This is a genomic window from Micromonospora sp. CPCC 205546 (assembly GCF_036902715.1).
In the GTDB taxonomy this organism is placed as follows: Bacteria; Actinomycetota; Actinomycetes; order Mycobacteriales; family Micromonosporaceae; genus Micromonospora.
The window spans coordinates 255,285-277,344 of record NZ_JBAKHL010000001.1; the positions used below are offsets into that span (position 1 = coordinate 255,285).

Genomic DNA, 22,060 nt, shown 5'->3' on the forward strand with positions numbered 1-22,060 from the left:
CCCGGGTGGAGGCGACGTGGGCGCGGTGACCCTGCGACCGGGCACCCTGCTCCGGGTGGTCGAGGGCGGGCTGCTCGTGGGCGGCTGGTGGTCCGGTTCGGTGGTGACCTGCCCGCCGGTCGCCGGCGAGCTGTGGCGACGGCTGGAGCCGCTCCTGCGCCGGGGCCTCGACCCGGAGACCGCCACCCTCGGACTGCCCGACCGGACCGCCAGGGCGGTGGGCTGGCTGCTCGGCCTCCTCGCCGAGCACGACGTCCTGGTCGACGTCCGTGTGGCACGTGACGCCCACCCGTTGGCGGCCTGCCTGGCGGGGCTCGCGCCGGATCCGGCAGCAGCACTCGACGCGGTGTCGCGGCGCCCGGTCGAGGTCGCCGGCGAGGGCGACCTTCCGCCGGCCGTGCGGGCGGTACTGACGGCGTCCGGGCTGTCCACCGGGGACGGCGCGGACCTCGTCGTGTGCGTGCACCCGCAGGACCCGGGCGACCGGCGGGAGCCGCCCGGCCACCCGTGCCGCCGGGCCGCGTCCCGGCGGCACGACTCCTCTCGACCGGCGGTGTTACCGGTGACGATCCGCCCGGACGGTGCCCTGATCGGCCCGCTGGCCCCGGCCAGTCGCCCCGCCACCCCGGGCCATACCACCGACACAGGCCAGGCCGGCAGGGCCGACGCAGGCCAGACCGACCCGGGCCGCGCCGCCGAAGCCCCGGCCGCTGGAGCCACGGGCGCCGGTCCGGCCGTGCGGGCAGCCGACCACCGGCTGCTGCCGTTCCTCGTGGCGCACGAGGTGGTACGCGTGCTGGCCGGGCTCGCCGACGGCACGGCGCTCTCGCTGCGCGGCGGGATCGTCGAGCGCGTCGGCGAGCCGACCGGCCGACAGGCTCGGCCGCCCGCGGCGAGGACCGGGGCGCTCGCCGGTGCCCCGGCGCCGGGCACCGGACCGACGGCGGGAGCGGCCGACCCCGGAACCGCGCCCCCCGGCTCGGGCGCGGCGCAGGACGGCCCGGTTCGGGTGATCGGAGACGACGACCACCTGGTCCGGGCGATCGCCGCCGGCACCTCAGCCGTACGACGACGGAGGGGTCGGCCCGTGTCGGTGGGCGTCGGGGCGGACTGGCCGGCGGCCCGGCACCTGGCCGAACAGCAGGCCGCCCACGCGGCCGGCAGGGCGTACCTGCCGGTGCGGGTGCGCGGGACGGTGATCGAGATCGGCCCGCTGGGCAGCCCCGGTGCCGGCGGCTGCCTGCGGTGCGCGGACACCCGGCGTCAGGCCGTCCTCGGTGCCGGCAGCACCGCCGCGCTGCTCGCCGACGGCCGGCCGCTGCCACTGCCGCCGTACTGGCTGGGGCTGATCGGGGAGTTGGTCGCCGACCGGCTCGCCGACGACGCCGACCCCCGCGTCGCCAGCGTGTTGTCGGTCCGCGACGGCTCGGTCGGTCGGCACCTGATCCGGGCGGTGCCGGACTGTCCGGCCTGCGGGGCCCTGCCGCCCGACTCGGCCACCGCCGCCACGATCACCCTGCGCTCCCGCCGGCAACCGACACCCGACCGACTCCGGATCCGTCCCGGGCCGCCGGACCTGGCCGTACTCCGCGCCGAACTCGTCGATCACCGGTACGGGCCGGTCACGCACCTTCACACCGACCGCCAGGGCCCGCTCGCGCTCGCGGCGGCGGAGATGCCCGTCCCCGGCCGGTCCGGTCGGGTCGGTGGGTACGGTCGGGCCGCGGACCAGCCGACCGCGCAGGCGTTGGCGCTGCTGGAAGCGGTCGAACGGGAGGCGGGGCGCTGCCCGCAGGGCCGCCTGACGACGACGCTGGGCAGCTACCGGGAGCTGGCCGCCGAGGCCGTCGACCCCGCCCGGCTGGGCCTGCCGGAGCACGAGGCCGTCCGCCATCGGGCGTACCGGCTCGGCCCCTACACCCCGGACACGGTCACGTCGTGGGTGTGGGCGTACGACCTGGCCGCCGGTCGGCCGGTCCTCGTGCCGGAGCACGCGGCCTACTACGGGGTGGCGCGGCCCGGAGCCGCCCGCTTCCTCCGCGAGTCCTCCAGCGGCTGCGCCGTGGGTGGCTGTCTGGAGGAGGCCACCCTGCACGCCTGCCTGGAGACGATCGAGCGGGACGCCTTCCTGCTCACCTGGTACGCCGGCCGTACGCCACCGGCGCTGGCACTGCCGCCCGACGTCGATCCGCTGACCCGGCACCTCGCCGACCGGATCGCGGCGGAGGGCTACCGGCTGCACCTGCTCGACGTCACCAGCGACGTCGGGATCCCGGCCGTCTGGGCCCTCGCCGTCACCGACCGGACCGACCGGGGCGCGACCTTCTCCGCCGCCGGGGCGCATCCCGATCCCCGCCGGGCCGCCGCGGCTGCGGTCCTGGAGGTCGGGGTCAACGTGGCGGTCGCGGCGAAGGTGGCCCGTCCGCCGCGGGACCGGCTGCTCGCCATGCTCGCCGACGCCGATCTGGTGGACGAACTGGGGGACCACGCCGCCCTGCACCTGCTGCCAGAGACCCTGCCCCGGTTCGACTTCGCGCTCCGCGAGGCCGCCGCCGGCCCGGCGCGGCCGCTCGACGAGCACTTCGCCGGCTGGCGCGACCGGTGGTCGCACCCCGACCTGACCGAGGTGCTGCGCAGGGTCGTCGACGCGATGGCCGCCGCCGGTACGCCGCCGCTGGTGGTGGACCAGACCGGGGCGGCCGAGCGCCGCCTCGGCCTGGCCGCCGTCAAGGTGCTCGCGCCCGGGGCGGTGCCGATGACCTTCGGACACCTCAACCGGCGGGTCGACCTGCCCCGCCTGCGGCAGGCCCGGCTCGCCACCCCCGGTCGCCCGGTCCTGCCCCACCCGTTCCCCTGAAGGAGAGCCCTGCATGGGTCGCTGGTCCGCCCTGCACGTACACCTGCACGCCGGGTCCGAAAGCACCGAGAGGGTGCTGCGGGAGCACATCGTGCCGACCACGACGGACCTGCTCGCCCGGGGCGAGATCTCCTCCTGGTTCTTCGTCCGGTACTGGGAGGGCGGCCCGCACCTGCGCTGGCGGGTGGCCGACGCGACGCCGGAGACGCTGCGCCGGATGCGCGCCGGGCTGGTCGAGGCGGTCGCCGCGCTGCCGCCGCCCGCCCGGGAACTGCGTCCGGCGCAGTGGTACGCCCAGTTCGGAGTGCACACCTCCGACCAGACCCATGCGGGGCACCAGACCGGCGGTGGGCACGGGGCCGGCGGTGGGCCGGAGCTGGGCTGGCATCCGCACGGCACGGTGCTCGAACGGCCGTACCAACCGGAGATCGACCGGTACGGCGGCCCGGACGCGATCGGTGCGGCCGAGGAACTCTTCGCCGCGTCCAGCCGGGTCGCCGCCGCGCTGCTCGACGCCCCGCCCGCCCGGCGTCGGTCGACCACCGTTGACCTGTTGTTCGGGTTCCTCACCGCCAGCGGTCTCGTCGGGCACGAGGCGGTGCGGTTCCTGCGCGGCTATGCCAACGGGTGGGCGCTCGTGCCCGAGTCGCACGGCCAGGACCTCGGCCTGGCCCTGGCCGCCGCGGAACGCGACTTCCACGCCGACCCGTCCGTCTACCCGGCCCGGCAGCGGCTCATCGCCGACATCGTCACGCGGAACCGGGGTGCCGGCACGACCGTGAACTACTGGGCGGACGAGGTCGCCGCCTACGTCGCGCGGCTACGCGCGCTCGACGGGCGGGGCCGGTTGCGCGGGACGGTGCCCGGCATCCTCTCGTCGCAGCTGCACATGCTGCACAACCGGCTCGGGCTGAGCATCCCGGCCGAGTGCCACCTCGCCTGGTTGGCGTCGCTGGCACACGTCACACCGGCCACGGCGCACGCCGCACCGGCCGCGACGGACGGCAGCGCCCCGACGACGGTCGCCGCCACCGCCTCCGACTTCCACGCCGACGGGGTCGACGCCCCGGACCGGGCCTACCACGAGCGGTCGAAGTTCCTCCGTACGCAGTGGCCGAGTCAGCGTCCCCGTACCGTCGAGTCCGCACCGGAGCGGCCCCTCCCGCCCGACGTCGTGACGCTGACACTGCCCGAGCCGACGCCGGGTGTGCTCGCCGACACCACGCTCGCGGCGGTGTTGCTCGACCGCCGCACCCGGTACGACTTCGGCGGCGGGGAGCCCGACGAGGCGGAGCTGGGCCGGCTGCTGCGCTACGCGGCGGGTGACACCGCGCCGGCGCGCACTGGCCAGCGGCGACTGGCGTACCCGACTCCGGGCGCCCTGGCGACCACCCGGCTGCTGGTGCTTCCCCGCCGGGTCGCCTCGGTGCGGGCGGCGCTCTACGAGTACCTGCCGCAGCGGCACGCCCTGCAGCGGCTGGCGCCCGATCCGGGCACCGACCGGCTGTCCCGGGTCGCACCGCAGTTCGCACCCACCGGGACCGACGTCCCCCCCGGTCCGAACGGGCTCGACGTCGAGACGGTGCCGCTCTGGCTCTTCGTCGTCGCCGACCTGCGACGGGCCAGGGCCCGGTACGGGCTGCGCGGCTACCGGTTCGCCGCCATGGAGACCGGCCACCTCGCCCAGAACCTGCTGCTCGCCGCGACTGCCCTCGGGCTCTCCGCCGCCCCGCTCGGCGGATTCTTCGACGACGAGCTCAACCACCTGCTGCTGCTCGACGGGCTGGACGTCAGCGTCTTCTACGCCCTCGCCCTCGGCTGAGGGCGAGACCGGCGGGAGCGGCTCGCGGGCGCGGCCGGCGGGTCAGCCGGCGGGCGCGGCGGACCGGTGAACCGGCGGGCGCGGCCGGCGGGTCAGCCTGCGGGAGCGGCCGGTGCGGACCGGTCGGTGCCGGCTCAGACCGTGGTGCGGGAGAGCACGGCGACTTCGGCGGCGGCCGCGGCGACGATGGCGAGGACCAGCGGCCACGGGGTGCCGACCAGGGCGTAGAGCAGGATCAGCGCCGGTGCGACGGCCGCCGCGTAGACGGCCGCCGCCAGCGTGCGGTCGGAGCGCAGCAGGCTCGGCAGGATGGTCCGCGACAGGCCGGGCAGCCGGGCGGCGAAGCGCCAGACCACCAGGGCCCCGCCGAGCGCCGCGAACGCCGCCGCGACCCGGGACAGCCCCGCGCTGCCCGGCGCCAGGCAGGCGATCAGCACGGCGGTGATCATCGTCCAGCCCGCGCCGTAGACCACGAGCTGGCGCAGGCCGAGCGAGATGGTCCGGCCGGAGTCGACCCGCCCGGGGCTCACCGCGGCCGCCTCGGCGAGGTGTTCCAAGGCCTCGCTCCAGCGCCGCTGCTCCAGCCGCAGCACCCCGATGTCGTGCCGGGCCTCGGCGAGTTGGGGGTCCAGCCGCAGCGCCTCCCGGTAGGCGCGCTCGGCCAGGTCGAACATCCGCATGTTCGCCGCCACCAGGCCCAGCACCAGGTGCGCCTGCGGGTCCTCGGGCGCCAGCTCGACCCCGCGCCAGGCCGCGTTCAGCGCCGGCTGCCCGTTGCGCGAGCCGGCCAGGATCGCCGCCGCGCTGCTCTGGGCGTACGCGTCGTCGGGCCCCAGTGCCAGGATCCGGTCGGCGGTACGGGCCGCCTCGGCGTACTCCTCCAGATCGCCGAGGGCGAGTGCGCGGGCGACCAGCGCCGCGACGCTCTCCGGGGCGACGGCCACGGCGGCGTCGGCGGCGGTCAGCGCCTCCGTCGGCCGTCCGGCCGCGAGGTGGACCCGGGACAGCACGGTCAACGCCCCGGCGTCGGCCGGGTCCAGGGCGACGGCGTAGGAGACCTCGGCCGCCGCCTCGTCGTAGCGGCCCAGTTCGGCGAGGAGCCGGGCGCGCTGGAGGTACCCGTCGGCGGCGGACCGGTCGGAGGTGGCGTCGCTGGACATCGCGGCGAGCCTAGGCGGCCGGAGCCTCGTACACCAGGGCCACCGCGATGCCGGTGAGGCCCTCGCCGCGCCCCGGGAAGCCGAGCCCGTCGGTGGTGGCCGCCGAGACGGTCACCGGCGCGCCGACCGCCTCCGAGAGCACCCGCTGGGCCTCCTCGCGGCGTGGGCCGATCTTGGGCCGGTTGCCTATCACCTGCACGGACACGTTGCCGATCGCGAAGCCGGCGGCCCGCACCCGGCGGGCGCTCTCGGTGAGCAGGGCGACGCCCGACGCGCCGGCCCACTCGGGCTGGCCCACCCCGAAGTTGGCGCCCAGGTCCCCGAGGCCCGCCGCCGAGAGCAGCGCGTTGCAGGCGGCGTGCGCGGCCACGTCGGCGTCGGAGTGCCCGGCCAGGCCGTCCTGGTCGGGCCAGTGCAGACCGGCCACCCAGCACGGCCGGCCCGCCTCGAAGGCGTGCACGTCGGTGCCGATGGCCACCCGGGGAACGATCATGCGAAGAGGGTACGCGTCAGGCGCCCGTGGCGAGCAGGTGCTCGGCCAGCGCCAGGTCGAACGGGCGGGTGACCTTCAGCGCGTATTCCGAGCCGGGGACGCAGGACACCGGGACACCCTGCTTCTCGACCAGCCCGGCGTCGTCGGTGAGCGGGTCGCCGGCGGCGGCGTGTGCGGCGGTCAGCACCGCCCGACGGAAGCCCTGCGGGGTCTGCACCGCCCGCAGGGCGGAGCGGTCGACGGTGCCGAGGACGACCTCGTCGGCGTCGACCTCCTTGATCGTGTCGACGACGGGAAGCACCGGGATCACCGCGTCGCGACCCGCGCGGACGGCCGCCGCGACGGACTCCACCAGCTCGGGCGGGGTCAGCGCACGGGCGGCGTCGTGCACGAGGACGATCTGCGGGCCGGCGGGCACCGCCGCGAGGGCGGCGGCCACCGACGCCTGTCGCTCGGCGCCGCCCGGCACCACGGTCACCGGGGCGATCGGGGCGAGCAGGTCGCGTACCGCCGCCACCTCGGCGGCCGGGGCGGCCACGACGATGGTGTGCACCGACGGCGCGGCGGCGAGCCGGCGGACCGCGTGCACCAGCAGGGGCTCGCCGCCGAGCAGCCGCAACGCCTTGGGCCGGCCGGGGCCGAGCCGTACGCCGGCACCGGCCGCAGGCACGAGGACCGCGACGTCACCGCACGGATTGAGCTGCGCGGTCACGTCGCGGTCCTCGGTGGTTTGTTCGCTACGAATCGGGTACGACGATGCTGCGGGGACTAGGCCTCGGTGAGGACCTTGTCGAGCAGCGTCTCCGCCTCGTCCTTGGTGCTCTTCTCGGCCAGCGCGACCTCGCCGACGAGAATGTCGCGGGCCTTCGCGAGCATGCGCTTCTCACCCGCGGAGAGACCCCGCTCCCGCTCCCGCCGCCACAGGTCGCGCACGACCTCGGCGACCTTCAGCGGGTTACCGGAGGCCAGCTTCTCCAGATTCGCCTTGTAACGCCGCGACCAGTTGGTCGGCTCCTCGGTGTGCGGTGCACGGAGCACGTCGAAGACCTTGCCGAGGCCCTCTTCGCCGACCACCTCGCGCACACCCACGATCTCGGCGTTCTCGGCGGGAACCCGGACCGTCAGGTCACCCTGTGCGACCCTCAGGACGAGGTATTGCTTAGGCTCGCCCTTGATGACCCGAGTCTCGATTGCCTCGATGAGTGCGGCCCCGTGGTGGGGGTAAACAACGGTCTCGCCGACACTGAAAACCATAGGTTCGAAACCCCTTTCGCTGTGTCTAGGGTAACACGCTCAGGCACCGATGTCTCACCGCTGTCCTGACCGTTGGCGCAGCTCAGGGGCCCTGTGAGAGGTCTTGCTTCAGCTTGACAGGCCGCCAAACCAGTGGTTTGACCACGCTCCGTAACGCTTGGATGACGTCCCGGTACGGGTGACGCGAACGTCGAGATCAAGGGCTATGCGCTCTTCCCATGGTACCCGGCCCGACGGGTACGCGCCCAGGTGTAGCGGGAGCCGGCCCCGTGCGGGACGCTGGAGGTCGAGCCGCTGTCCGCGCGCCGAGACGTCCTGGGGGTCCGATGGGCAAGCCCGACGCAGACGGCCCCGGGCTGCCCGACCTGCCGCCGGAGTGGGGTCGGGTGGTCGTGCCGGACGACGCCTCCGCCCTGGCGGCCGAGACCGCGCAGATCCGCCGCGAGCTACGCGTCACACCCCGTCGCGCCGTCCCGCCCGCGCCGCTGCGGTCGCCGCTCGCCCTGCCCCTGCTGGTGCTGCTGGTCGCGGTGCTGACCACCCTCGCCGGCCTCGCGGCGGTCACCTGGCCCCGGTCCGGCCGGTCCGCACCGGAGCCCACCCCCGCCCCGCACGCCCCGCGGGCCGGGGCGGCCGGTCGACCGCTGCCCGCGCTCGACCTCGTCGACGCGGGCCAGTCGCCGGTGTCCCTGCGCGGACTGGCGCCAGCGATGATCATCCTGGTGGACGGCTGCCCCTGCCCGCAGGACGTGGCCACCGCCGCCGCCCTGGCGCCGGCCGGCGTGACGGTGGTCACCGTCGCCGGCGACCGACCCGTACGCGTCACGCCGCCGCCCGCCGGGGCGTCCGTACGACCGCTCGCCGACCCGGCCGGCGGGCTGCGCGCGTTCCTGCGCCTGCCCGCCCGCCCCGGCACCACCACCGCGCTGCTGGTGGACCGCTCCGGCGTCCTCGTCACGGTGGTGCCCGAGATCCGCTCCGCCGAGGACTACCGCGCCGACCTGGTCCGACTCGCCGCCTGAGCCGCACGCCGGGCGGTGAGGGCCACCCGCCGGCCTCGCCCGCACGGGACGGCGGCCCGGCAGGACGTGGCCTCCCCTCCCGGGGGCGGCCCCTCCCCGGCCCCCGGGGCGGGCGGGGCGACGCGTCAGGGCAGGGCGACCAGTTGCGCCTCGACCCGCAGCGGCTCGGCGTTGGCGCTCGACAGCGAGACCTGGAACGGCCCGCCCCGCCCGGTGACCTCCGTCGAGGTGACCGAGCCGTCGCAGGCACTGGTGATCGGGTCCGCCGCCCGCGCGCCGTCGATCACGATCAGCAGCTCGCCCGGGCCGACGCAGCGGAACTGGAGCGAGTGACGTGCCCCGCCCTCGGCGGAGGCGTGCTTGACGAGCCCCTCCGTCGACCGGAGCAGGCCCCAAGCGGTCCAGACCGTGTCGGGAAGCCTGTCCAGCCCGCCGCGCCGCGCGGCCTCGTCGAGCCCCCGCTCCGTCCGCCGGCGGGCGTCCGGCGCTCCGGGTCCGACGTCGACCCGGACGGCGGTGCCGCTGCCCGGGTCGACCCGGAAGATGAGGCCGCTGCGCGGGTCCGTCCTGGTGGCGTCGCCGGTCTGCGGGTCGACGAGCCAGAAGCTCCTCGAATTGGCGGGTCCTGGCGGGGAGACGACGTGGACCCGGGCCGCCGCCGACCCGTCGGTCCCGCCGCCGGCCCCGGGTGCGGCGCTCGAAGCGGACCCGACCGGTCCGGTGCCCGGCGCCTCGGCCTGCCACCACCAGCCGCCGCCGATCAACGCGGCCAGCCCCGCCACGGCCAGTACGGCGGTGCGCAGCCGGTCGTCGGAGCCGGCGGGGGTCGCGTGCTCACGGGCGTCCGGCCGGTCTGCCGCATCGGCGTCCATCATCAGAGGGTAACCGCACTCCGCGAGCGTCTCACTCCTGTCGTTCGAGCAGCGCGGCGTAGAGGGTCAGGCCGGGGCCGAACGCGAGCATCACCACCCGCCGCGGCGGCGACGCCGCCCGACGCAGCCGGTCGAGGATCAGCAGCACGGTCGGCGACGAGCAGTTGCCGTGCTCGTCCAGGGTCGCCCGGGACGCCGCCAGCCCCTCCGGCGGCAGGGCCAGCTCCCGCTCCACCACGTTCAGGATGCGTGGGCCGCCCGGGTGCACCGCCCAGCCGTCCACCTCGGACAGGGTCGCGCCGTGCCGGGACAGCAGCCCCTCGACCAGGTCCCGCACGTGCGTGGAGAGCACCTGCGGCACCTTCGGCGACAGCCCCATCCGGAAGCCCGTGTCGGTGACGTCCCAGGTCATGTGGTCGGCCGTCGAGGTGTCCGTCACGGAGGTGACCTCGCGCAGCGCGTACCCCCGGCCGCCGGGGACGACCACGGCGGCGACCGCGGCGTCCGAGAAGAGCGCGTGGGAGACGATCTGCTGGGTGTCCACCCGGGCGCTGGAGGGCTGGATGTGCAGGCTGGTCAGCTCCGCGCAGAGCAGCAGCGCCGGCCGGCCCCGGGCGGTGACGAAGTCGCTCGCCGCGCCCAGCCCCGGCAGGGCCGCGTAGCAGCCCATGTGCCCGACGAACATGCGCTGCGTGTCCGGGGCCATGCCAAGGTCCCGGGCGAGCAGGATGTCCAGCCCCGGGGTGGCGTACCCGGTGCACGAGCAGACGATGAAGAGCTTGACGTCGCCGGCGGCCAGGCCGGCAGCGGTCAGCGCCCGGCCCACCGCCTCCTTGCCCAGCGGCAGCGCCTCGACCTGGTAGCGGCGCATCCGCCGCTCGGTCGGCCAGTCGGAGACGTCCTCCAGCAGCGGGTTCACGGCCGCCTGGCGGCGGGTGACCCCCGAGTGCGCGAAGATCCGCTCGGCCAGCGCCCGCGTGCTGCCGGAGAAGTGCTTCGAGAAGAAGCCCTCCCACAGGTCGTCCTGCGCGGCCGACGGCGGATGCGCCGTCCCCAGCCCCGCGATCACCGGTACGGCCACCATGCCCACCTCTCGTCCGGCCTTGCGCACGGGGCGGCCGACGCCGCCCCTGGACGGGCCCCCCGCACCGTGCGCCCGCGCGTCCGCCACCTCGGCGGACTCCCCACGCTCACCAACGAGGGACCGTTGCGTCGCGGTCCGGGTCGCCGCCCAGCGCGGCGATGCCGAGCCAGTCCGCGCAGACGTCCGACGTCGCCGGGTGCAGCGAGCCGCAGCGGGCGTCCCGGTAGAGCCGCTCCAGCGGATGTCCCCGCCGGGTGGCGGACGTGCCGGCCGCCTCCAGCATGGACGCCGCCACGTCGGCGGCGGTGGTGCCGGCGAGCAGCTTGGCCCGCCAGACCCAGCGGTTGGTCTCCGCGTCGCCCGGCGCCTCGTCGACCCGGCGGGCCGCCTCCGCGACCACCAGCTGGGCCGCCGCCACCGCCGCGTCGGCCCGGCCGAGACGGGACCGGACCGCGGGCAGACCGGCGAGGTTGCGGGCGTTCAGGTGCTCGGCCGCCGCGTCGATCGCCGCCCGGGCGACCCCGACGTAGACCGCGGCGTAGCTGGCCACCAGCCAGTGCGGCATGAGCTGGGCGACCACCAGGGCCAGCCCCTCCACGCCGCCGAGCAGCCGGTCGGCCGGCACGGCCACGTCCAGGTGCAGGTCGTGCGAGGACGTCGCGCGCATGCCGAGCGAGTCCCAGGTGGGCTCGACGGTCAACCCGTCGCCGGCCGGCACCAGGAACTGCGAGACCACCGACGGGTCGGCGGCGCTGCGGGCCGCCACCAGATAGCCGTCCGCGTGCCCGGCCCCGGAGCAGAACGTCTTGCTGCCCTTGATGCGCCAACCGCCCTCGGCCTGCTCGTAGACGGTGCTGAGCTGCGAGAGCCGGGCGCCCGCGCCGCGCTCGCTCATCGCCACCGCGTACCAGGAGCCCTGGGCCGCGGCGGCGAGCAACCGGTCCCGGGCGGCCAGCGCCTCGTCCGGCACCCCGAGCGCCTCCGCCAGTTCCTCGGTCACCGCGCCCAGCGCACCGGTGACCGAGGCGTGCATGTTGAAGACCAGGGCGGTCGCGCCGTTGCCCCGGGCCAACTCGGTGGCGACCGCGGCGTACTCGGCGAAGGTCGCGCCCATGCCGCCGAGCGCGGTGGGCACCATCAGGCCGAAGAGCCCGGCCTCGCGCAGGTCCCGGAAGTCCTCGGTCGGGAACGAGCCGTCCCGGTCGTGCTCCGCCGCCCGGGCGGCCAGCCTCGGTGCCAGGCGGCGAGCCGCCTGGAGCGCGTGCTGCGTCATACAGCCCCCTTCTCGGCCCTCTCCCTACCCAGGGACGGGCACCGCTATCCGCTCCGCGTGCCACGCCCCTGGTAGAGCACGGCCGTCGACCAGGTCGGCACGATCCGGGGCGTCGGGCCGGCAGCCGTCGCGGGTCGACGGTCGCCCGCGACCGCGTCCGGGCGGCCGGCGGCGCGCATCCGGCGCAGCAGCCAGCCGAGCAGGCCGGGCATCCCCGGCCGGATGCCCCGCAGGCGCAGGTCGACCCCGTGCCGGGCGCACTCCGCCACCAGCTCCCGGGCGTCCACGAACAACCGTGGATCGTGGATGCCCCTCGGCACCGTCGGCAGCCGTTCGGCGATCCGCACGGCGAGCAGCCGACTCAGCGCCGTGTCGTTCAACGTGTCCAGGACCAGCAGGCCGCCGGGCCGCAGCAGCCGGCACGCCTCGAACACCGCGCGCCGCCAGTCCGGCACGTGCTCCAGCAACTCGCCCGCGGCGACCACGTCGGCGCAGCCGTCGGCCAGCGGTACGGCGGTGACGTCGCCGTTGACGGCGGTCACCCCGTGCGCGGCGGCCTGCTCCAGGGCCGACCGGGTGAGGTCGACACCCACGTGCCGGTAGCCCTTGCCGACCAGGTGCGGGGCGAGCAGCCCGGCGCCGCAGCCGAGGTCGACCAGGAGGGCGTCGGGGCGGGACGCGGGCGGCACCAGGGCCGCGCGGGCCTGCGCCAACCAGTGCAGCATCGCGAACGCGCCGTCGGGCCGCCACCACTCGCCGGCCAGGTCGTCGTACTGGCGCGGATCGTTGCGTGGCAGGGTGCGGCCCGCGTCTGGCATGGACCGAGCGTGGCACGACTGCCCGGTAACGACCAGACTTTCCTCATGTCGCCAACGGTGCTAGGGCTGGTCAGGGCGAGTCACCCGGAGCCGGCCGCCGCGGTCACCACGGTGGCCGGGCTGCTGGCGTGGGGCGTCGGGCACCGGCCCGCCGGGATTCTCGCCGTGGTGCTCACCGTCGCGGCCAGCCAGCTCGCCGTGGGTTGGGCCAACGACGCGCTCGACGCCGACCGGGACGCCACGGTGGGGCGTACCGACAAACCGGTCGCCGCCGGCGCGGTCGGCCGGCGCGCCACGGCCGTGGCCGCCGCGGTGGCCGCGCTCGCCACCCCGGCGCTGGCGCTGAGCACCGCCCCGGCCGCCGCCATCTGCGCCACCCTCGGGCTGGTCTCCGCGCTGCTCTACGACTGGCCGCTGAAGTCGACCCCGGTCTCGGTGCTGCCCTACGCGGTCTCCTTCGGTTCGCTGCCCGCCTTCGTCGTGCTGGCGCTGCCCGGCTCGGTGGTCCCGCCGGCCTGGCTGGTCGCCGCCGCGGCCTGCCTGGGCGCCGGGGCGCACTTCGCCAACGTGCTGCCCGACCTGGCCGACGACGCCCGGACGGGGGTGCGCGGGCTGCCGCACCGGCTCGGTCCGGCCGGCAGCCGGGCCGCCGCCGCGCTGCTGCTGCTCGCGGCGACCGCCACGCTGGTCCTCGGGCCGCCCGGGCCGCCGTCGGGGATGGGCCTCGCCGCGGTCGCGGCCGCCGTCGTGGTGCCGCCGCTGAGCTGGTACGCGGGGCGCGCCGCCACCCGGGCCGGAGGCCGGCAGGTGGCCGCCTTCCGGGCCGTGATGCTCGTCGCCCTCATCGACGTCGTCCTGCTGGTGACGAGCGGCCGGCTCGTCTGAGGCACGCGCCCCCGGGTGGCATCTCCGGGTCGGCGTGCGGCGGTGGATCAGGCCCAACTACCCTGGAGCGCGGTCTGCGCGGGCAGGGCCACCACCCCCGGCGTGAGCACCGGGTGGGATCGTGACGAGGAGGACCGACGTGACGCGCTCGATCAGGGGTTCCCGGCGGGCGGCCCTGCTGCTGTCCGGGATGGCCGCGGCGACCGGGCTGCTGCTGTCCGGCTGCGGCGCCGGCCAGGTCTCCGAGACCGCCAACAAGGAGCCGTCGGTCCAGGGCGTCAACCTGTCGGCCCGCAACGGCGAGTACGCGGTCCGCGGCCTGCTGGTCGACTTCCCCGGCACCGAGGGCTACAAGGCGGGCGCCAACGCCGTCCTGAACGCCGTGATCTACAACGACTCCCGAAACCCGGTCACCGTGACCGTGACCACCGACAGCGCCCGCGAGGTGGTGATCACCGGCGCCGGCGCGACCGCCAGCCCGTCGGCGTCCCCGAGCGACTCGCCGTCGCCGAGCGCCCCCGAGAGCCCGTCGCAGCCGGCCAGCCCGGGCGCGACGGAGAGCCCCTCGCAGCCGGCCAGCCCCGGCGCGACGGAGAGCCCGTCGGCACCGGAGAGCCCCGCCGCGCCGGCCGGCGAGCCGGCCCGGATCGAGATCCCGCCGCTGAGCTACGTGCAGCTCAACACCGAGGCCGACCGGGTCCTCCAGCTCATCGGCCTGAACGAGTCGCTGCGCTCCGGCCAGAACGTCTTCGTGACCTTCGACTTCGGCAACGGCGTCACGGTCACCGGCCCGGCACCCGTGGCCGTGCCGCTCACCCCGGCTGCTCCCCCGTCGCCGATCATCGAGCGCGAGGGCGGCTACGAGGGCCAGGAGGAGGGCGGCGGTCACTGACCCCCGACCCGTCGATCGAAGACACCGCCGGCGTGGCGACCACCACGCCGGCGGTGTCTTCGTCGTACCCGGGGACTAACGTCCCGGTGTGACCACCTCCCGATCGACCTCCTCCCGCGCCGGCGGGACCGGGCGGGGCCGCGCCGCCGCCCGCGAGCCCCGGCCGGCCTACGAGTGCGACGCCTGCGGACACCAGCCGCCGAAGTGGGTCGGGCGCTGCCCGGAGTGCGGCGAGTGGGGCTCGGTCGTCGAGTGCACGGTCACCGGCCCGACGGTCTCCGGAAAGGTCGTCAGCTCCCGGATGCCGGCCGAGCCGGCCCGGCCGATCGCCACCATCAGCGCCGCCCCGGCGCGGGCGCGCCCCACCGGGGTCAGCGAGCTCGACCGGGTGCTGGGCGGCGGCCTGGTCCCCGGGGCGGTGGTGCTGCTCGCCGGCGAGCCGGGGGTCGGCAAGTCCACCCTCCTGCTCGACGTGGCCCAGCAGTGGGCTGCCGGCGCCGGCAGCCCCTCGTTGGTCGTCAGCGGCGAGGAGTCGGTCAGCCAGGTCCGGCTGCGCGCGGAGCGGATGGGCACCCTGCACGACCAGCTCTACCTCGCGGCCGAGAGCGACCTCGCTGCGGTGCTCGGCCACCTCGACGCGGTCAAGCCGGGCCTGCTGGTGCTCGACTCGGTGCAGACCATCTCCACGACCGGCGCCGAGGGGGTGTCGGGTGGGGTGACCCAGGTGCGGGCGGTCACCGCGGCCCTGGTCTCGGTGGCCAAGGAACGCGGCATCGCCACCGTGCTGGTCGGCCACGTCACCAAGGACGGCCAGGTGGCCGGCCCGCGGGTGCTGGAGCACCTGGTCGACGTGGTGCTGCACTTCGAGGGTGACAAGCACTCGTCGCTGCGCATGGTGCGCGGCGTGAAGAACCGCTTCGGCGCCGCCGACGAGGTGGGTTGCTTCGAGATGCACGAGGGTGGCATCAGCAGCCTGGCCGACCCGTCCGGGCTCTTCCTCACCCGCTATGCGGAGCCGGTGCCCGGCACCTGCGTCACGGTGGCGATGGAGGGCCGCCGGGCGCTCGTCACCGAGGTGCAGGCGCTGATCGGCGCGACCGTGGCCGGCTCGCCCCGGCGGACGGTCTCGGGGCTCGACTCGGCCCGGCTCGCGATGGTGCTGGCCGTGCTCCAGCGGCGCACCGAACGCCTCACCCTGCACGACCGGGAGGTCTTCGCGGCCACCGTCGGCGGCATCCGGGTGGTGGAGCCGGCGGCCGACCTCGCCGTCGCCCTCGCCGTGGCCTCGGGCGGGCTCAACCTGGCCATCGCGCCGAACCTGGTGGCGATCGGCGAGGTCGGCCTGACCGGCGAGGTGCGCCGCGTCGGGGCGGTGCCGCGCCGGCTGGCCGAGGCGGCCCGGCTCGGGTTCCGGCTCGCGCTGGTGCCGACCGGCTGCGGTCCCGAGAGCACCGGCGTCACGCCGGAGCACATGCGGGTGATCGAGGTGACCGACGTGCGCGCGGCGCTCCAGGCCGTCGCCCGGGCGTCCGCCGAATGACCGCCGGCGACGTCGACTCGACATTCCACGCTTTATCGGACAGCTCGGATGCCGACCCACGGTCCGGGCGAGGCGGGACATCGTGACACATCACAGTAACCACGACAGCACCCACCGCAGGGCAGTCCGTAGACTGTGCGCGTGCCGATCGACCGCGACACCGCCAAGCCTGCCGGCGCGACACCCCACGCCCGCACCGGCGCCGTGGGCTCACCCGCCCGCCCGATCAGCGTGAGCGTGACCGGCGGCGCCGGAAACGCCGGCGACCCGTTGCGGGCGAACCTGGCCCTGATGGCCCCGGGCACCGCGCTGCGCGACGGTCTCGAGCGCATCCTGCGCGGCCGGACGGGCGCCCTGATCGTCCTCGGCTACGACAAGGTGGTGGAGGGTCTCTGCACGGGCGGGTTCCCGCTCGACGTCGAGTTCTCCGCCACCCGGGTGCGGGAGCTGTGCAAGATGGACGGCGCGGTCGTGCTCTCCAGCGACGGCACCCGCATCGTGCGCGCCGCCGTGCACCTGATGCCCGACCCCACCATCCCGACCGAGGAGTCCGGCACCCGGCACCGCACGGCGGAGCGGGTCGCCCGCCAGACCGGCTACCCGGTGATCTCGGTCAGCCAGTCGATGCGGATCATCAGCCTCTACGTCAACGGCCAGCGACACGTGCTGGACGACTCGGCGGCGATCCTGTCCCGCGCCAACCAGGCGCTCGCCACCCTGGAGCGCTACAAGCTCCGGCTGGACGAGGTCTCCGGCACCCTCTCCGCCCTCGAGATCGAGGACCTGGTCACCGTACGGGACGCGGTCGCGGTGGTGCAGCGGCTCGAGATGGTCCGCCGGATCGCCGACGAGATCGCCGGCTACGTGGTGGAACTGGGCACCGACGGTCGCCTGCTGGCCCTGCAACTCGACGAGCTGATGGCCGGCGTCGACGCCGACCGCACCCTGGTGATCCGGGACTACCTGCCCTCCGGCCGGAAGTCCCGCACCCTCGACGAGGCGCTGGTGGAGCTGGATCTGCTCGGCGCGACCGAGCTGATCGACCTGGTCGCGGTCGCCAAGGCGATCGGCTACCCGGCCGCGTCCGACGCGCTCGACGCGGCGGTCAGCCCGCGCGGCTTCCGGCTGCTGGCCAAGGTGCCCCGACTGCCGGTGGCCGTGGTCGACCGCCTCGTCGTGCACTTCGGCAGCCTCCAGCGCCTGCTGGGCGCCACGGTGGAGGATCTCCAGGCCGTCGACGGGGTCGGCGACGCCCGCGCCCGGGGCGTCCGCGAGGGGCTGTCCCGGCTCGCGGAGGCGTCGATCCTCGAACGCTACGTCTGACCGGCCGGGCCGGAGCACCGCCGCCGACCGGAGCCGTCCAGTCCCGGCCGCGCCAGAGCGGAGCCGTAACGGTCCCGGCCGCGCCGACCGGGAGCCGTAACGGGTTCCGGCCGCGCCAGAGCGGAGCCGTCGGCCCCGGTCGCTCAGTCGGTGACGGTGAGCTTGACCGGCCCGCTGAGCTTGGTGCCGACCCGGGCGAAGACCTGGTACGTCCCGGCGGGCGGATGGGGGCCCGCCGCCACCCCGTTGGCGCACTTGGTGGCGTCGCGGCCGTTCCAACCCACCTGGTAGGAGCGTTCGAAGCCCGGGGTGAAGGACTGCACGTCGGCACTCTGGGCGGTGCCGCACGTGTCGGACGACCAGATCTTCTCGGCCCCCGACTTGATGAACAGCTCCTGCGCGGAGGCGCCGACGTCGCGGCTGCACGTCCGCTCGGAACGATTCTTGATCTTGAGTTGCAGGTCCACCACAGCCCCTCGCACCACCGAGGCGGGCTGGGCCACCGGGGTCACCGTGATCTCGGTGTCCGTGCAGGTGCCGTCGCCGGCCGCCGGTACGACCGGCGCCACCGGCGGCGAGTCGGTGGTGACCGGCCCGTCCGACGGGTCGCCGGCGTCAGGGCCACCCGCGGCACCGGGCGAAGGCCCCCCGGTCTGCGGAGTGAGCGCCGACTCTGTGGGCTCCGGCGAGGCGCCGGACGACGACGTCGTGCCCGCGGAGGGCTGCGCATCGCCGCCCTTGGTCGCGTTCCGGTCCGATCCGGTGCACGAATAGAGCAGGACAATCAGGAAGAGAAGCCCCGCTCCGAACACGACGGCGCGACGCCGCCAGTAAACGGCGGGTGGCAGGGGGCCGACCGTCAGACGCATGATGCCCCCACCGTAGCGGCGCGGGGCACGCCAGCGGCGCGCGACGCGCCGAGTCCCCCACCGCTCACCCCACCGGCCCTCCACTCACGACGATTCCGCCTGCCGACCGTGTCCCGACGGCGACGCAGGGTCGCCGTGCCACCGCCGCTCAGAGGTACACCTTGCGCTGGTAGACGGCGTGCGCGCCGGCCACCCGGTCCAGGAAGAGCAGGCCGGCGCAGTGGTCGATCTCGTGCTGGAGGGCCCGCGCCTCGAACCCGTCCGTCACCAGCCGTACGGGCCGCCCGGTGCCGGGCAGCACGCCCTGCACCACCAGCCGGCTCGCCCGTTTGACGTCCCCGGTCAGGTCGGGCACCGACATGCATCCCTCGCGGGCCACCTTCCAGCGGCTCGCCTCGACGACCCGGGCGTTGCACAACACGAAGGTGCCGTGCACGGTGAGCGCCTTCGGGTGGCCGGTCACGTCCACCGCGAAGACCTGCGCGCCCACGCCGACCTGCGGGGCGGCCAGCCCGACGCAGCCCGGCGACACCCGCATGGTGGCGATCAGGTCGGCGGCCAGCCGTACGGTCTCGTCCGCGGTCGGGTCCACCTCGCCGCCGGCCCGGCTGAGCACCTGCTCCGGCGCGGACACCACCGGTCGCACCTCCCCCGGCACGGCCAGGGACTCCGGGGTCCAGTCGCCGAGGCCGACGTACGCCTCGGTCTCCGGGCCATGTCCGACGCCGGTCACAGCAGGTCCGGATCGGCCGGCCGGAGGGTCACCCCGACGCCCAGTTCCGCGGCCGTGGCCGCCAACCGCCCGGCCAACGCGTCGGCGGTGCCGGGCGGCAACTCCACCTCGGCGACCACCACGTAGAGCGGACCGGTCAGCCGGGTGCTCAGGTCGGTGACGTTGCCGCCGGCGTCGGCGAGCACCCGGGTCATGGCCGCCACGATCCCCATCCGGTCCGCGCCGTGCACCGCCATGACGTACGGCTCGCCAGCGGGAGCCGTCTCGCCGTCGGGGGTGACCGCGCGTACGGTGGCCAGCAGCTGGCCGTCGGCGGAGAGCGGAGCCAGCGCGGCCTCGACGTCGGCGGCGGCCGGACCCACGCAGATCAGGGTCATCGCGAAGTGTCCCCGCAGCCGGGTCATCGTGCTGTCGGTGAGGTTCGCGCCGAGCCGGGCGAGCACCTCGGCGACGTCGGCCACGATGCCGGGCCGGTCCCGGCCGATGACAGTGATCGCGAGCTCGTTCATCCGGGCATTCTGCCCGATCCGCCCGCCGTCGCCGCAGCGCCCCGCCCGGACCGCCCAGCAAGCGGGACGGCGCCGTGTGCCGTCGTGCCCCGGTCGCCCGCGCCACCGCCCCGCCGGGCCGCGTGACATCATCGGCGACGCGATGACTGAGCCCACTTTCGCCGCCCGTGTCAGCCGGTGGTACGAGGAGAACGCCCGCGACCTGCCGTGGCGCAAGCCCGACGTGACCCCGTGGGCCATCCTGGTCAGCGAGGTCATGCTCCAGCAGACACCGGTCGTCCGCGTACTGCCCGCCTGGGAGGCCTGGCTGGCACGCTGGCCGGAGCCGGCCGCGCTGGCGGCGGACAGCCCCGCGGAGGCGATCCGGATGTGGGGGCGGCTCGGCTACCCCCGCCGGGCGGTGCGGCTGCGGGACTGCGCGCTGGCGATCGTCGAGCGCCACGGCGGCCGGGTCCCGCAGCGGCTGGACCAACTGCTGGCACTGCCGGGCGTCGGCACGTACACGGCCCGGGCGGTGGCCGCGTTCGCGTACGGTCAGCGGCACCCAGTTGTCGACACCAACGTACGGCGGGTGGTCTGCCGGGCCATCGCCGGCGAACCGGACGCCGGCCCGGCGACCCGCCCCGCCGACCTGGTGGCCACCGAGGAACTGCTCCCCGTCGAACCGGCCGCCGCCGCCCTGGCCAGCGCGGCCTTCATGGAGCTGGGCGCGGTGGTCTGCGTCGCCCGCTCACCCCGCTGCGGCGCGTGCCCCGTCGAGTCGGTCTGCGCCTGGCGCGCGTCCGGTCGAGAGGCCCCCGCGGGTCCGACCCGGCGCCCCCAGCGGTACGCCGGCACCGACCGCCAGGTACGCGGGCTGCTGCTCGGCGTCCTGCGGGAGTCGACCTCGCCGGTACCGCACCAGCGGCTCGACCAGGTGTGGGTCGACGACGTCCAACGGTCCCGTGCCCTCGCCGGGCTGGTGCGAGACGGTCTCGTGGAACCGGTCGGCGAGTCCTCCTTCCGCCTCGTCGGCGACGGACCCCCGATCCCGGTGACCTGACGCGCCGCCCGACCCGGTGGCCTGCCGCGCCCGCCATGGTGGGGCTGTCGCGCCGCCGGTCCGGGTGGGCTGCCGCACCGGTGGGCCTGACGGCCAGGTCGACGGACGCGCCGAAGTGCACGGGTCCCGTCCCGGTGGGCTGGCTGCCGCGCCGGGCCGGCACGGGCCAGCTCGCGGGCATGACGAAGGGCCGGACCCCCGCGTGGGGTCCGGCCCTTGTCGTTCTCGTGCGGTCGGGTCAGGCGGTGTAGCCGCGGGTGGCGATCCAGTCGGCCAGGTTGTCCACGCTCATCCGGTAGGAGGCCTGGGTGGGGTCGGCGGAGTCGGCGATGGTGACGGTGTCGCCGTTGTCGCGGTAGCCGACGACGCTGATGTAGTGCCCGCCCTCGAAGGAGTGGGTGGTGCCGTCGGTGTCGATGGCAGTGCCGGCGATGTTGGCGACCACGGCGTGGCCCTCGTCGACGGCGGTGACGATGTCGGCGCGCAGCTTGTCGGTCTGGGCGTCGTCGGCCTTGGCGTCGCGGAGCTCCACCGACTGGTAGGCGTCCTTGCCGCTCTCCTTGTTCAGCACCGGGGTGATGTCGTTGATGGAGTTGGTGCCGGCCTCGGTGGTGCCCATCTGCTTGGCCATGGCGTCAACGTCGATGTTCTTGCCCTGCACGCTCAGGGCGTTGCGGGTCGCGGCGGGGCCGCAGTAGTAGAAGTTGGGCTGGGCCTCGTAGCGCACGCCCAGCTCACGCTCGCCGTGCTGCTTACGGTCCTGGCTCACCGCCACGGGCTTGCCCTGGGCGGGGGCGGCGACGGCGGCGGTGACGGGGCCGGCGACGGCGCCGCCGGCGAAGGCGAGCCCGGCAACGGTCAGGGCGGTCTTGCGGAAGATGTCGGTACGCATGATGGTCGGCACCTTTCGATCGGGGGTACGCGACACACACCAAGGGGGGCGGGTGCGCCGCGGGGAAAGGAAAGGTCGAGATCGTCCGGGGGCCTGCGGCCGGGGGGCCGAGGCTCGTCCCTGGGGGGATGCAACCGGCCGGGCCGGCCACACATTCCACGTCCACGCGTCTCGCGGGGCTCGTGCGACGGGCCCTGCCGGATCCGGGGATGTAACCACGGTGGGGGGCCGGTCATTCCGCGGCCGGTGCCCGGTGGCTCAGGCCCGGATGGTGCTCCGTGGTCCGGGGGATGTAACCACCCCGGCCGGACCCGCATTCCGCCGGCCACCCGCTCATCGGGTCCGACCGGACCGACACGTGCGTCGCCGTGGTCGACCGGACGGCCGACGAACGGCCTGGTCATCGAACGGCCTGGTCACGCGGCCACGATGGTTACAACGACCCGGCGCCCCGACCCATGCCCGCCACCCCGGTGGCGCCCGCCACCACAGACCGGCCAAACGGGCACACACCACCGCTCCCTGCGTCGATCATGCAGTTCTGGTGGACCGCGAATCGCCCGATCGGGCCGATAACCGGCACCACAACTGCATGATCCACGCGGGCCTGGAGCGGGGACGGGGACAGGGGCGGTGCAGGGGGCGGGCGGGAGAGCGAAAGGGCGGGGGGCCGGGGGGGGGGGCCACCCGGGCCCCCCCCCCCCGCCTTTCTGTCCCACC

20 protein-coding genes are annotated in these 22,060 nt (G+C 75.7%); 8 read left to right on the plus strand and 12 right to left on the minus strand.

Annotated elements, in window-relative coordinates:
* Positions 1-25: 25 nt before the first annotated feature.
* A complete protein-coding gene (locus V6U77_RS01225) occupies positions 26-2,857 on the plus strand; it encodes a TOMM precursor leader peptide-binding protein (RefSeq protein ID WP_334604176.1) in 2,832 nt (943 codons plus the stop codon).
* A 13-nt stretch (positions 2,858-2,870) separates the two neighbouring features.
* On the plus strand, positions 2,871-4,679 hold the full coding sequence (locus V6U77_RS01230; RefSeq protein ID WP_334604177.1) for a thiopeptide-type bacteriocin biosynthesis protein: 1,809 nt from the start codon (positions 2,871-2,873) through the stop codon (positions 4,677-4,679).
* Between the two features lie 134 nt (positions 4,680-4,813).
* Here the strand turns inward: V6U77_RS01230 and V6U77_RS01235 are convergent, their stop codons facing one another.
* Genes V6U77_RS01235 through V6U77_RS01250 form a run of 4 tightly spaced genes read right to left on the minus strand, consistent with a single transcriptional unit; the run spans position 4,814 to position 7,586 of the window.
* Positions 4,814-5,839 carry a tetratricopeptide repeat protein gene (locus V6U77_RS01235; RefSeq protein WP_334604178.1) on the minus strand — a complete coding sequence of 342 codons (1,026 nt, stop codon included), beginning with the start codon at positions 5,837-5,839 and terminating at the stop codon, positions 4,814-4,816.
* A 10-nt stretch (positions 5,840-5,849) separates the two neighbouring features.
* Positions 5,850-6,332: a 2-C-methyl-D-erythritol 2,4-cyclodiphosphate synthase gene (gene ispF / locus V6U77_RS01240; protein WP_091101607.1), complete on the minus strand. Its 483-nt coding sequence runs from the start codon at positions 6,330-6,332 to the stop codon at positions 5,850-5,852.
* 16 nt (positions 6,333-6,348) lie between these two features.
* Positions 6,349-7,044: a 2-C-methyl-D-erythritol 4-phosphate cytidylyltransferase gene (gene ispD, locus V6U77_RS01245; protein ID WP_334604180.1), complete on the minus strand. Its 696-nt coding sequence runs from the start codon at positions 7,042-7,044 to the stop codon at positions 6,349-6,351.
* Between the two features lie 56 nt (positions 7,045-7,100).
* On the minus strand, positions 7,101-7,586 hold the full coding sequence (locus tag V6U77_RS01250; RefSeq protein WP_007073334.1) for a CarD family transcriptional regulator: 486 nt from the start codon (positions 7,584-7,586) through the stop codon (positions 7,101-7,103).
* A 326-nt stretch (positions 7,587-7,912) separates the two neighbouring features.
* Between V6U77_RS01250 and V6U77_RS01255 the strand changes: the two genes are divergently transcribed.
* Complete coding sequence (locus V6U77_RS01255) at positions 7,913-8,608, plus strand: hypothetical protein (RefSeq protein WP_334604181.1); 696 nt, start codon at positions 7,913-7,915, stop codon at positions 8,606-8,608.
* A 125-nt stretch (positions 8,609-8,733) separates the two neighbouring features.
* Here the strand turns inward: V6U77_RS01255 and V6U77_RS01260 are convergent, their stop codons facing one another.
* The 4 genes from V6U77_RS01260 to V6U77_RS01275 all read right to left on the minus strand — a co-directional run bounded on the left by V6U77_RS01260 (position 8,734) and on the right by V6U77_RS01275 (position 12,655).
* Positions 8,734-9,480 (minus strand): hypothetical protein, encoded by a 747-nt coding sequence (locus V6U77_RS01260; protein ID WP_334604183.1) that lies wholly within the window; start codon positions 9,478-9,480, stop codon positions 8,734-8,736.
* 31 nt (positions 9,481-9,511) lie between these two features.
* A complete protein-coding gene (locus tag V6U77_RS01265; protein ID WP_334604185.1) occupies positions 9,512-10,561 on the minus strand; it encodes a type III polyketide synthase in 1,050 nt (349 codons plus the stop codon).
* Positions 10,562-10,670: 109 nt separating this feature from the next.
* Positions 10,671-11,837, minus strand: coding sequence for an acyl-CoA dehydrogenase family protein (locus V6U77_RS01270; protein ID WP_334604186.1), 1,167 nt, complete (start codon positions 11,835-11,837; stop codon positions 10,671-10,673).
* Between the two features lie 44 nt (positions 11,838-11,881).
* Positions 11,882-12,655, minus strand: coding sequence for a methyltransferase domain-containing protein (locus V6U77_RS01275; protein WP_334604187.1), 774 nt, complete (start codon positions 12,653-12,655; stop codon positions 11,882-11,884).
* Between the two features lie 45 nt (positions 12,656-12,700).
* On the opposite strand from V6U77_RS01275, the gene V6U77_RS01280 reads away from it, so the two are divergent.
* The 4 genes from V6U77_RS01280 to disA all read left to right on the plus strand — a co-directional run bounded on the left by V6U77_RS01280 (position 12,701) and on the right by disA (position 17,295).
* Positions 12,701-13,540 carry a UbiA family prenyltransferase gene (locus tag V6U77_RS01280; protein ID WP_334604189.1) on the plus strand — a complete coding sequence of 280 codons (840 nt, stop codon included), beginning with the start codon at positions 12,701-12,703 and terminating at the stop codon, positions 13,538-13,540.
* Between the two features lie 139 nt (positions 13,541-13,679).
* Positions 13,680-14,432, plus strand: coding sequence for a hypothetical protein (locus V6U77_RS01285; protein WP_334604191.1), 753 nt, complete (start codon positions 13,680-13,682; stop codon positions 14,430-14,432).
* Positions 14,433-14,520: 88 nt separating this feature from the next.
* On the plus strand, positions 14,521-15,972 hold the full coding sequence (gene radA / locus V6U77_RS01290) for a DNA repair protein RadA (RefSeq protein ID WP_334604192.1): 1,452 nt from the start codon (positions 14,521-14,523) through the stop codon (positions 15,970-15,972).
* 141 nt (positions 15,973-16,113) lie between these two features.
* The gene (disA, locus tag V6U77_RS01295; RefSeq protein ID WP_334604193.1) at positions 16,114-17,295 is read left to right on the plus strand and encodes a DNA integrity scanning diadenylate cyclase DisA; all 1,182 of its coding nucleotides are present in this window, start codon (positions 16,114-16,116) and stop codon (positions 17,293-17,295) included.
* A gap of 143 nt (positions 17,296-17,438) precedes the next feature.
* On the opposite strand, the gene V6U77_RS01300 is transcribed toward disA, so the two are convergent.
* The 3 genes from V6U77_RS01300 to V6U77_RS01310 all read right to left on the minus strand — a co-directional run bounded on the left by V6U77_RS01300 (position 17,439) and on the right by V6U77_RS01310 (position 19,406).
* Entirely contained in the window at positions 17,439-18,164 is a 726-nt protein-coding gene (locus tag V6U77_RS01300; RefSeq protein ID WP_334604194.1) for a hypothetical protein, read from the minus strand.
* Between the two features lie 148 nt (positions 18,165-18,312).
* Positions 18,313-18,897 (minus strand): peptide deformylase, encoded by a 585-nt coding sequence (locus tag V6U77_RS01305; protein WP_334604195.1) that lies wholly within the window; start codon positions 18,895-18,897, stop codon positions 18,313-18,315.
* Positions 18,894-19,406 (minus strand): glycine cleavage system protein R, encoded by a 513-nt coding sequence (locus V6U77_RS01310; RefSeq protein WP_334604196.1) that lies wholly within the window; start codon positions 19,404-19,406, stop codon positions 18,894-18,896. Before V6U77_RS01310 ends, V6U77_RS01305 begins: the two co-directional genes overlap by 4 nt.
* A gap of 142 nt (positions 19,407-19,548) precedes the next feature.
* Between V6U77_RS01310 and V6U77_RS01315 the strand changes: the two genes are divergently transcribed.
* Positions 19,549-20,448, plus strand: coding sequence for an A/G-specific adenine glycosylase (locus tag V6U77_RS01315; RefSeq protein ID WP_334604197.1), 900 nt, complete (start codon positions 19,549-19,551; stop codon positions 20,446-20,448).
* Positions 20,449-20,686: 238 nt separating this feature from the next.
* On the opposite strand, the gene V6U77_RS01320 is transcribed toward V6U77_RS01315, so the two are convergent.
* Entirely contained in the window at positions 20,687-21,340 is a 654-nt protein-coding gene (locus tag V6U77_RS01320) for a C39 family peptidase (RefSeq protein ID WP_334604199.1), read from the minus strand.
* Positions 21,341-22,060: the final 720 nt, after the last annotated feature.

What these genes read in the sequence shown, in the direction of transcription:
- V6U77_RS01235 (WP_334604178.1), bottom strand. Translation starts at nt 5,839, where the DNA reads ATGTCCAGCGACGCCACCTCCGACCGGTCCGCCGCCGACGGGTACCTC.
- V6U77_RS01260 (WP_334604183.1), bottom strand. Translation starts at nt 9,480, where the DNA reads ATGGACGCCGATGCGGCAGACCGGCCGGACGCCCGTGAGCACGCGACC.
- V6U77_RS01280 (WP_334604189.1), top strand. Translation starts at nt 12,701, where the DNA reads ATGTCGCCAACGGTGCTAGGGCTGGTCAGGGCGAGTCACCCGGAGCCG.
- V6U77_RS01300 (WP_334604194.1), bottom strand. Translation starts at nt 18,164, where the DNA reads ATGCGTCTGACGGTCGGCCCCCTGCCACCCGCCGTTTACTGGCGGCGT.
- V6U77_RS01310 (WP_334604196.1), bottom strand. Translation starts at nt 19,406, where the DNA reads ATGAACGAGCTCGCGATCACTGTCATCGGCCGGGACCGGCCCGGCATC.
- ispF (WP_091101607.1), bottom strand. Translation starts at nt 6,332, where the DNA reads ATGATCGTTCCCCGGGTGGCCATCGGCACCGACGTGCACGCCTTCGAG.
- V6U77_RS01275 (WP_334604187.1), bottom strand. Translation starts at nt 12,655, where the DNA reads ATGCCAGACGCGGGCCGCACCCTGCCACGCAACGATCCGCGCCAGTAC.
- V6U77_RS01230 (WP_334604177.1), top strand. Translation starts at nt 2,871, where the DNA reads ATGGGTCGCTGGTCCGCCCTGCACGTACACCTGCACGCCGGGTCCGAA.
- V6U77_RS01320 (WP_334604199.1), bottom strand. Translation starts at nt 21,340, where the DNA reads ATGCGTACCGACATCTTCCGCAAGACCGCCCTGACCGTTGCCGGGCTC.
- V6U77_RS01270 (WP_334604186.1), bottom strand. Translation starts at nt 11,837, where the DNA reads ATGACGCAGCACGCGCTCCAGGCGGCTCGCCGCCTGGCACCGAGGCTG.
- V6U77_RS01315 (WP_334604197.1), top strand. Translation starts at nt 19,549, where the DNA reads ATGACTGAGCCCACTTTCGCCGCCCGTGTCAGCCGGTGGTACGAGGAG.
- V6U77_RS01255 (WP_334604181.1), top strand. Translation starts at nt 7,913, where the DNA reads ATGGGCAAGCCCGACGCAGACGGCCCCGGGCTGCCCGACCTGCCGCCG.
- V6U77_RS01250 (WP_007073334.1), bottom strand. Translation starts at nt 7,586, where the DNA reads ATGGTTTTCAGTGTCGGCGAGACCGTTGTTTACCCCCACCACGGGGCC.